Source organism: Luteibacter sp. P4_E6 (assembly GCF_056401535.1).
Map to the genome: position 1 here is coordinate 1 of NZ_JBFUJE010000142.1, position 8789 is coordinate 8789.

An 8789-nucleotide genomic window follows, 5' to 3' on the forward strand; every position below is an offset into this window, starting at 1 on the left:
GGGCGCCTCTCGCATCGAGCTCCGTGCACGGCAACGACCGCCGGCTGACGGTGGCCGAGCCCGTAAACGCCGACGGCGCGGTGCGCGCCTGGGTCTGGCTCGAATACCCCTTCGACGACATCCGCCAGAAATTCATGGCGTCGTCGCCGTCCAGCGGTCGTCTCGAATTGCGCCAGGGCAACGGCGGGGACAGTCTCATGCTCGAGTCGGTCGGTTCCGCCTCGGGTGAGACCTCGCCGGATGCCCAGCAGGTTCCGGGCACCTCACTCTATGTCTATGCGGCGTTGCCGAAGGCGTTCATCGTCATTCCGCACTCCGAGCTGCTTGCTGTCCTGCTGACGCTCATCGGCATCGGTGGTGGCGTCCTGCTGCTTTGGGCCCGGCAGCGGCCACAGCCGCAGGCCGAGCCGGAACCGGAGGAAGTCCTCATCGCCGACGTGGAGCGCAAGCCGCGCCTGCCCCCGGCACCGACGCTGGGTCGGGGCGACACGCCCGCGCCCTCGGCGAAACCGGTGGCGCGGGCGTCCGCAGTGGCGCTCGACCCGGCCATCTTCCGCGCGTACGACATTCGCGGCATCGTCGGCACCCAGCTCACAGCCGATATCGCACGTCGCATTGGACAGGCCATCGGCGGCCTGATGAACGAGCGCGGCCTGCGTGAAATCGTCGTGGGTCGCGACGGGCGCCTGTCGGGCCCTGAGCTCGCTGGCGCGCTGATGGATGGCCTCCGGGCCGCCGGCATCGATGTGATCGATCTTGGTGCGGTACCGACCCCCGTGGCTTACTTCGCCGCGTTCCACTTCGGTACCGGCTGCGCCGTGTCGGTGACGGGAAGTCACAATCCACCCGACCACAATGGCTTCAAGATCGTCGTCGGCGGGGAGACGCTTGCCGAGGGCGCGATTGCCGACCTGCATCGCCGCATTGCGGAGGGTCGCCTCGAGGAAGATGGCCTGGGCACATGGCGCGAGCAATCGATCATCGATGCCTACGTGGCGAAGATCGCCGGCGATGTCTCCGCCGAACGTCGCCTGAAGGTCGTGGTCGATGCCGGCAATGGCGTCGCTGGCGCCGTCGCCCCCCGCGTCCTCGAGGAAATCGGCTGCGAAGTGGTGCCCCTGTACTGCGACGTCGACGGCACGTTCCCGAACCACCACCCCGATCCTTCCGATCCGCGCAACCTCGGCGATCTCATCGCCGCCGTCCATACCATCGGCGCGGATCTGGGTATCGCGTTCGATGGCGATGGCGATCGCGTCGGCGTGGTCACGGCCAGCGGCGAGATCATCAACGCCGACCGCTTGCTCATGTTGTTCGCCCAGGACGTGCTCGCGCGCAACCCGGGCGCCACGGTGATCTTCGACGTGAAATGCACGGGCCACCTGCGCCGGGTGATCCAGGAATCCGCCGGTGTGCCGCTCATGTGGCGCACGGGCCATTCGCTGATCAAGGCAAAGATGCGCGAAACCGGCGCCGCCCTGGCCGGTGAGATGAGCGGGCACTTTTTCTTCGCTGACAACAATCGTTGGTACGGCTTCGACGACGGCATCTATGCCGCCGCACGCTTGCTCGAAATCGTTGCCGGTGACCTCGAGGAGCGCAGCGTCGCGGCCCTGTTCGAAGGGCTGCCTACCAGCGTCTCCACACCGGAACTGCGGTTGCCGATGGAGGAGGGCGCGCCCTTCCGTTTCATCGAAACGTTCCGCGCATCCGCCACGTTCGAAGACGCGCGAGTCACGACGATCGACGGTATCCGGGTGGACTGGCCCGACGGCTGGGGCCTGGTTCGCGCATCGAACACGTCGCCGGCGCTGGTGTTCCGCTTCGACGCGGACACCGCCAAGGCGCTCGAGCGTGTGAAACAGGCGTTCCGCCAGCGTCTGCTGGCGGTAGACCGGACGCTTGCCTTGCCGTTCTGACCGGCTGATCAGCCGCCGTTGATAGCGGCGGCCTTCAGCTGGCGGTAGTGCTGCAGCTGGGCGTCGACCTTCACCTTGGCGGCGTCTTTGGAGGCCTGCTGGCGCTGGAGGGTGACGCGAAGCGACGCCACCGTGTTGCGTTGCTCGGTGATCCGCTGGCCGAGGTAGGGCGGCACCGGCTGCTTGGCGCGTTCCAGGTCACCGGCTCGCGTGAGGAGGTCGGCCAGTGCCTTCTCCTGCCCCTGCAGATTCATGCGGGTGGTGCGTGCGGCCTGCTCGAAGTTTTCGATTTCGGCATTCTTCGCCGACATGAACGAGGCTTCGTTGGGGTAGGCGGTGAGCATCTGGGCGTCGTCACGCTGGCGCTGCTGCTCGGCCAGAAGGGCGGCGGCCTGCTGATCGGCGACCTTCTTCGCCGCCGCGCGTTCGTCGGCTGTCAGCTGGCGATCCACGTGGCGCACGGTGACGCCCTGCGCGTTGACCACGTCGTAGCCGGCCGCCATCGCGTCCTGCGTCAGGCTGTCGCTGAAGTAGGAATGACCTGAAGCGTCCTTCCACTTGTAGCGGAAGCCGTTGTTGTTGGTTGTGTTAGTGGCGCCGAATGCCGCCGTGCCGAGGCACAGCGTCGCTCCCGCCAGGATGTAACGCACTGCACGCATGGTGTCCCCTCCTGTCGGGGGAGTATAGCCAGCGAGCGGCATCAGGCGATGCAGGGTCGGCAGGTGGTCCGGCCCTGCGTGACGCAGTCGCCGTTTTGCTCAGGCCTTGACGCCGTACTGCTCGCGATAGGCCAGCAGGCGACCATGTTCGGCGGCCAGTTCGGCCTTTTCGCCCGCGTAGGTGAGGACATCGGCCAGGGTGGCGATGGCGATCACCGGAATACCGAATTGCGCCGCCACCTCTTGGGCAGCCGACAGGTCGCCCTGTCCCCGCTCCTGGCGGTCCAGAGCAATGAGCACCCCCGCCGGTTCAGCGCCCTGCGCCCGGATCAGCTCGAGGGATTCGCGAACGGCCGTGCCCGCGGTCATGACATCGTCCACGATCAGCACGCGACCCCTGAGCGGTGCGCCAACGAGCGTGCCGCCTTCCCCGTGGGCCTTGGCTTCCTTGCGGTTATAAGCCCACGGCAGGTCGCGGTCCTGCGTGTCAGCCAGCGCGATAGCGGTCGCGGCAGCCAGGGCAATGCCCTTGTAGGCAGGGCCGAACAGCATGTCGAACGGCACGCCGGAACGGGTGGCCGCCTCGGCGTACGAGCGCCCGAGCCGGGCCAGCGCGGCGCCCGAGTCGATCCGGCCCATGTTGAAGAAGTACGGGCTGATGCGGCCCGACTTGAGCGTGAATTCGCCGAAGCGAAGAACGTCGCGGGCCAGGGTGAGCTCGATGAATTCGCGCTGGTAATCGTGCACGTCGGTATCTCTCTCAGGGGTTCCAGGGATGCAGCGGTCGCCACAGCGCGAACTGCGGCCCCGCCAGCCCGCCATGGTACAGCTCGCCACTGTCGCGATAGCCCGCGCGGCGATAGACGTGCACAGCGGCTTCGTTACGGACGTTCACCGTCAACAGGATCCGTTCGCGATCGGGGTGGCGTCCGGCCACGTAGGCGTGGATGGCGTCCAGGGCGCGGCGGCCAAGGCCTTCACCCTGGCGGCCGGCGTCGATCATGAAGCTGCGCAGGGCGACGGCACCGTCGGCCAGGGGATGGCCACCCATGGCGGCCGCGCGCCGGTCGATGCGCACGTAGCCCACCACGGCGTCGTCGACGACCAGGGCGAGCGCTTCGCTGCCGGGACACACCGCCGCGTCCGCCAGGGAATCCGCGACGTGGCCGACGAAGGGCCATTGTTCGTCCTGCACCCGCAGGGCGAGCACCGCGGCTCGAAGGTCGGCATCCACGGGCAAGACTCGAATGACACTATTCATGCCGCCATTATGGGCCCGGTATGATGGGCGGATTCGTCAAACGCACCCCAAGGTCCCATGCGCATCATTTCGCTGAACGCCAACGGTATCCGTTCCGCCGCCACCAAAGGCGTCTTCGAATGGCTGCGCACCCAGGACGCCGATGTCGTCTGCCTGCAGGAAACCAAGGCACAGGAATCCCAGCTGACGGATCCGATGTTCCGTCCGGACGGTCACCACTGCTTCTATCACGATGCCCGCAGCAAGAAGGGTTACAGCGGCGTCGCCATCTATTCCAAGCGCGAACCCGACGAGGTACGCGTATCCCTGGGCCGTGAGGATTTCGACTGCGAGGGCCGCTACATCGAGGCGCGCTTCGGCAACCTCAGCGTCGTTTCGTTCTACATCCCGTCGGGCTCGTCCGGCGACGAACGCCAGCAGTACAAGTTCCGCATCATGGAATGGCTCACGCCCATCCTGCGCGAATGGGCCGCCAGCGGCCGCGAGTACGTGCTCTGCGGCGACTGGAACATCGTCCATACGAAGAACGACATCAAGAACTGGACCTCCAACCAGAAGAACTCCGGCTGCCTCCCCGAAGAGCGCGCGTGGCTCGATCTGCTGTTCAAGGAGATCGGCTGGGTGGACAGCTTCCGCGCGATCAAGCCCGACGCCGTCGAATACACATGGTGGTCCAACCGTGGCGCGGCCCGTGCCAACAACGTGGGTTGGCGTATCGACTACCAGATCGTGACGCCGGGCCTGGGCGCCCGCGCGCTTGACTGTTCGGTCTATCGCGACGAACGCTTCTCCGACCACGCCCCGTTTATCGTGGACTACGCCGAGTGACGGAATCGACCGGGGTGGTCCGCTACAAGGGCCTGCGCGGCGCGGTCGCGGCGTTTGCCCAGCCGGGCGCGGTCACCATGTTGTTCTTCGGCCTGGCGTCGGGCCTGCCGTTCCTGCTGGTCGGCAATACGCTCTCTGCCTGGCTGAAGGAATCGGGCGTGGACTACGGCGCCATCGGCCTCGCGAGCTACGTCACCTTCAGCTATAACTTCAAGTTCCTCTGGGCGCCCCTGGTAGACAAGTTCCGGCTGCCGCTGTTCTGCCGGCTTGGCCAGCGTCGCGGCTGGCTGATGTTCGCGTTACTTCTGCTCGCCGCGGGCCTGTTGCTGATGGCCTTCATGCCTCCCACGGCATCGCTACCGAACTTCGTCGGCGCGACGATCCTTGCGGCCTTTGCCGGTGCGACGATCGACATCGTGGTCGACGCGTACCGCGTGGAAATCGCTCCGCCAGAAGCACAAGGCGCGCTGGCGGCGACGTACACCCTCGGCTACCGCTTTGGTCTGATCGCCAGTGGCGCCGGCATTCTGCTGATCGCCGACCAGGTGGGTTGGCAGCGCGGCTATGTGACGATCTGCCTCCTGTTGATCGTGCCGATCGTGACCGTGCTCATCGCGCGTGAACCTGAGCACCGGGTGCGGGAGCGCCTGCCGCTGCGCGTCGCTGTCCAGGAGGGCTTCATCGGCCCATTCCGCGACTTCTTCTCGCGTTACGGCCTGGGGCTGGCGCTGGGACTGTTGCTGTTCGTGGCCCTGTTCCGCCTGCCCGACCAGATGCTTGGCGTCATGGCCTACCCGTTCTACCTCGATGCGGGCTTCACCAAGACGCAGATCGCGGAGGTCTCGAAGGTCTATGGGGTGATCATCGGTATCGCCGGCGCCTTGCTCGGTGGTTGGGCAGTCACCCGATTCGAGATGCGGCGCCTGCTGGTGGTCGCCGCCCTCGGCGTTGCGCTGTCGAACATGCTGTACCTCTTGATGGCACAGAACCCCGGACAGACGTGGGCCTTTGTCGCGACGCTTTCGGGTGACAACTTCGCGCAAGGTTTTGCGGGGCCGGTCCTGGTTGCCTTCATGTCCGGCCTGGTCAATCGCAGCTTCACCGCCACGCAGTACGCGCTGCTCAGTTCGCTGGCCAACCTGCCCGGCAAGCTGATCGGCGGGATGTCCGGATTCCTCGTCAAGGATTCCGGCTATCCCGCCCTGTTCGTCATAAGCACGGTATCGATCGTGCCCACCCTGTTGGTTCTGGCCCTGCTCTGGCGGCGGTTGCCGACCCCGACGGACAGGCCATAAGGCCAGCACAACGCRCTGCCGAAACTGTGTAAGATCTGCCGCACAGGGGGCATGCGCGAGGAGGTAACGCACGTGCCAGATATCGTGGTGCGACACATCGACGAGCAGATGGCCGAGCGGATCAAGACGCTCGCGCGTGAACGCCGCTGGTCGATCAATGAAGTGATCCTGCATGCGCTGCGCTATGGCCTCGGCCTCAGTGCAGGCGACGTGTTCAGCGAGCTGTTGCTGCAGCCCGGTGACATCGCGCACCTGACCGGTGCGTGGGATGCCGAGGAGCAGGCTGCTTTCCAGGAAGCGCTGGCAGCGCTTGCCCAGGCATCGCCTTCGTCACTCGCGGATGCGGCCCAGCGTCAGGCCAGCGTGTCCGACGAATCGTTCTGACGCCGGCTCAGGGCGCCGCGTAAAGCGCGCCCAGCAGGCGCGGGCCATGTGCGCCCGTGACGCTTGCCAGATTGCCCGGCTCGCCGCGAATGCGGCGATAGGCCAGCCAGGCGAAGGCCATGGCTTCCATGAAATCCGGATCGATGCCGAACGCCGAGCTCGTCACCATCTCGCGTCCCGGCAGACGCTCCGTGAGCGCGCGCATCAGGGCCGCGTTGTGCACACCGCCACCGCAGGCGACGATGTCGCTGGCATCCCCGGCATGGCGTTCGATAGCGTCGGCGATCGACACGGCGCTCAACGCCAGCAGGGTGGCCTGGACGTCTTCGGGCGTGTTGTCGGCCACTCGTGGATGCGCATCCAGCCAGGCGAGGTGAAAGTGTTCGCGGCCGGTGCTCTTCGGAGGCGGCAACACGAAGTACGCATCGTCCAGCAGCTCGGCGAGCAGGGTCGCATCGACGGCACCGGAGGCGGCAAACCGACCGTCGCGATCGTACGGTTCGCCGCGGTGACGCATGCACCACGCATCCATGAGTCCGTTCGCCGGACCCGTATCGAAACCGGTCACCTCGCCGGCGGCGGAAAGTCGCGTCACATTGGCGATGCCACCGAGGTTTAGCACCACGCGCGCGCCGTTCGCCGGCCGCAGCACCGTGGCGTGGAAGGCGGGCACCAGCGGTGCGCCCTGGCCACCGGCAGCCACGTCGGCGCGGCGGAAGTCGGCGATCGTGTCGATGCCGCTACGTTCGGCGATCACCGAGGGGTCGCCGATCTGGAGCGTGAAGGGTAGAGGGCCGTCAGGTCGATGGCGAATGGTCTGTCCGTGCGAGCCGATCGCCTTCACTGCGGTGGAGGAGACCCTCGCTCGTTCGAGAACGGCCTGCGCCGCGTCGGTGAAAGCATGCGCAACGGCGACATCGAGACGACCGTAGTCGTCCAGGGCGAGGCGGTCTTCATCTTGCGCGACGGCGAGAATGCGTCGCCGCAGGGTGGCGTCCCACGGGTGCGTGATGCCGGCCACGAGGGACGGGCGCCCCTCTTCGAAGCGGACCAGGGCGGCGTCGATGCCGTCGGCACTGGTCCCGGAAATAAGGCCCAGGTAAAGGCCGTCCATGGTCGGCACGAATCAGTCGTCGCCGCGCGAAGCGGTATCGGCGCGCGCGAGCTTCGTGTTGTTGTCGACCTGGTTGAGGCGGGCCAGCTGCGGGYCGACCACGTCCTTCTTGAATTTCGCCAGCTGGGCCGCCGGCAGCGGTTCCGGCTTGGGCAGCGTCACCGTCTGCGGATCACGCTGCACATTGTTGACACGGAACTCGTAGTGCAGATGCGGGCCGGTCGCCAGGCCGGTCATGCCGACGAAACCGATGGTGTTGCCCTGGCTTACGCGCTGGCCGACACGCAGGTTGGCGAAGCGAGACATGTGGCCGTAGGCGGTGCTGATCGTCGCGTTGTGCTGGATGACCACGAAGTTGCCGTAGCCGTTCATCCAGCCGCGGAACTTCACCACGCCATCGCCTGCCGCATGGATTGGGGTACCGGTCGGTGCGGCGTAGTCGACGCCCTTGTGTGCGCGCATCGTGCCGAGGATAGGGTGCATGCGGCCGGCGCTGAACTGCGAGGAGATGCGCGTGAAGTCGACCGGGATGCGCAGGAAGGAGCCGGTGAGCGGGCGGCCCTCTTCGCTGAAGTAGCTCCACTTGCCGTCGGTGTTCTTGAAGCGATACGCGGTATAGCGCTTGCCCTGGTTGACGAACTCGGCGGCGACGATGTCGCCTTCGCGCAGGTACGAACCATCGCTGTAGACGTCGTCATAGATGACGGTGAAGTTGTCGCCGACGCGCAGGTCCTGCACGAAGTCGATGTCGAACTTGAACACCTCGGCCAGCTTGAGGACCATCGCGTTGCTCATGCCGGCCTTCGAGGCGGCACCAAACAGCGAGCTGTCGATCGCGCCGTGCGCGATGTGCTCGCGGCGCTGCACATCGCGGGTCTTCGTCGAGAGCTGCGGCGATGCGCCGTCCAGGCGCAGGGTGGCGATGTTCGCCTCGTCCTGGTCGAAGCGCACGCCCTTGAGCGTGTGGTCGCTGCCGACGAGGAACTGGAATTCCTGGCCCGGCTTGATCTGGTGGAAAACCTTGGTGCCACCCGAGCCGTCGATCACGTGCTGCAGGTCGGTCATCGACAGGCCCTGGGCAAGGAAGATGTCGGCAAGGGTTTCGCCCGGGTGCACCTGCACGGTCTGCCACTCTTCGACGGGAACGACCGGCTTGATCCTGGCCGGGTCCATCTTCGGCAGGGCGAGCGGCACGATGGCGTGGGCGAGAGGGTCGCTGGTGACCAGCGCGGTGGCGACTGCCGAGGAACGGCTCGCCATCGACGTCTTTGCCGGTACGGCAGGCAGCGTGGCGACGGACGACTTCATGGCACCGGCCCAGGCCGGGAT

Annotated in this window: 9 protein-coding genes; 4 read left to right on the plus strand and 5 right to left on the minus strand. The window is 66.4% G+C overall.

Annotation, left to right across the window (positions count from 1 at the left end):
- Positions 1 to 1919, plus strand: a 1919-nt coding sequence (locus tag AC1DT2_RS10745; protein ID WP_477296186.1) for a phosphomannomutase/phosphoglucomutase, incomplete at its 5' end; no start/stop codon positions are given.
- An 8-nt stretch (positions 1920 to 1927) separates the two neighbouring features.
- On the opposite strand, the gene AC1DT2_RS10750 is transcribed toward AC1DT2_RS10745, so the two are convergent.
- The 3 genes from AC1DT2_RS10750 to AC1DT2_RS10760 form a co-directional block, all read right to left on the minus strand.
- Positions 1928 to 2578, minus strand: coding sequence for a DUF4124 domain-containing protein (locus tag AC1DT2_RS10750; RefSeq protein ID WP_477296187.1), 651 nt, complete (start codon positions 2576 to 2578; stop codon positions 1928 to 1930).
- A 99-nt stretch (positions 2579 to 2677) separates the two neighbouring features.
- Positions 2678 to 3325, minus strand: coding sequence for an orotate phosphoribosyltransferase (gene pyrE / locus AC1DT2_RS10755; RefSeq protein ID WP_477296192.1), 648 nt, complete (start codon positions 3323 to 3325; stop codon positions 2678 to 2680).
- A 13-nt stretch (positions 3326 to 3338) separates the two neighbouring features.
- Positions 3339 to 3839, minus strand: a complete 501-nt coding sequence (locus tag AC1DT2_RS10760) for a GNAT family N-acetyltransferase (RefSeq protein WP_477296188.1) — start codon at positions 3837 to 3839, stop codon at positions 3339 to 3341.
- A gap of 57 nt (positions 3840 to 3896) precedes the next feature.
- Here AC1DT2_RS10760 and AC1DT2_RS10765 point away from each other — a divergent pair, with 57 nt between their 5' ends.
- The 3 genes from AC1DT2_RS10765 to AC1DT2_RS10775 all read left to right on the plus strand — a co-directional run bounded on the left by AC1DT2_RS10765 (position 3897) and on the right by AC1DT2_RS10775 (position 6346).
- Positions 3897 to 4667: an exodeoxyribonuclease III gene (locus AC1DT2_RS10765; protein WP_477296189.1), complete on the plus strand. Its 771-nt coding sequence runs from the start codon at positions 3897 to 3899 to the stop codon at positions 4665 to 4667.
- Positions 4664 to 5962 (plus strand): AmpG family muropeptide MFS transporter, encoded by a 1299-nt coding sequence (locus tag AC1DT2_RS10770; protein WP_345777516.1) that lies wholly within the window; start codon positions 4664 to 4666, stop codon positions 5960 to 5962. The genes AC1DT2_RS10765 and AC1DT2_RS10770 overlap by 4 nt, the downstream gene beginning before the upstream one ends.
- Before the next feature lie 72 nt (positions 5963 to 6034).
- The gene (locus tag AC1DT2_RS10775) at positions 6035 to 6346 is read left to right on the plus strand and encodes a hypothetical protein (RefSeq protein WP_063574271.1); all 312 of its coding nucleotides are present in this window, start codon (positions 6035 to 6037) and stop codon (positions 6344 to 6346) included.
- A gap of 7 nt (positions 6347 to 6353) precedes the next feature.
- Here the strand turns inward: AC1DT2_RS10775 and AC1DT2_RS10780 are convergent, their stop codons facing one another.
- Positions 6354 to 7469, minus strand: coding sequence for an anhydro-N-acetylmuramic acid kinase (locus AC1DT2_RS10780; RefSeq protein ID WP_477296190.1), 1116 nt, complete (start codon positions 7467 to 7469; stop codon positions 6354 to 6356).
- A 3-nt stretch (positions 7470 to 7472) separates the two neighbouring features.
- A partial coding sequence (locus AC1DT2_RS10785) for an OapA family protein (RefSeq protein ID WP_477296191.1) occupies positions 7473 to 8789 on the minus strand: 1317 nt, incomplete at its 5' end.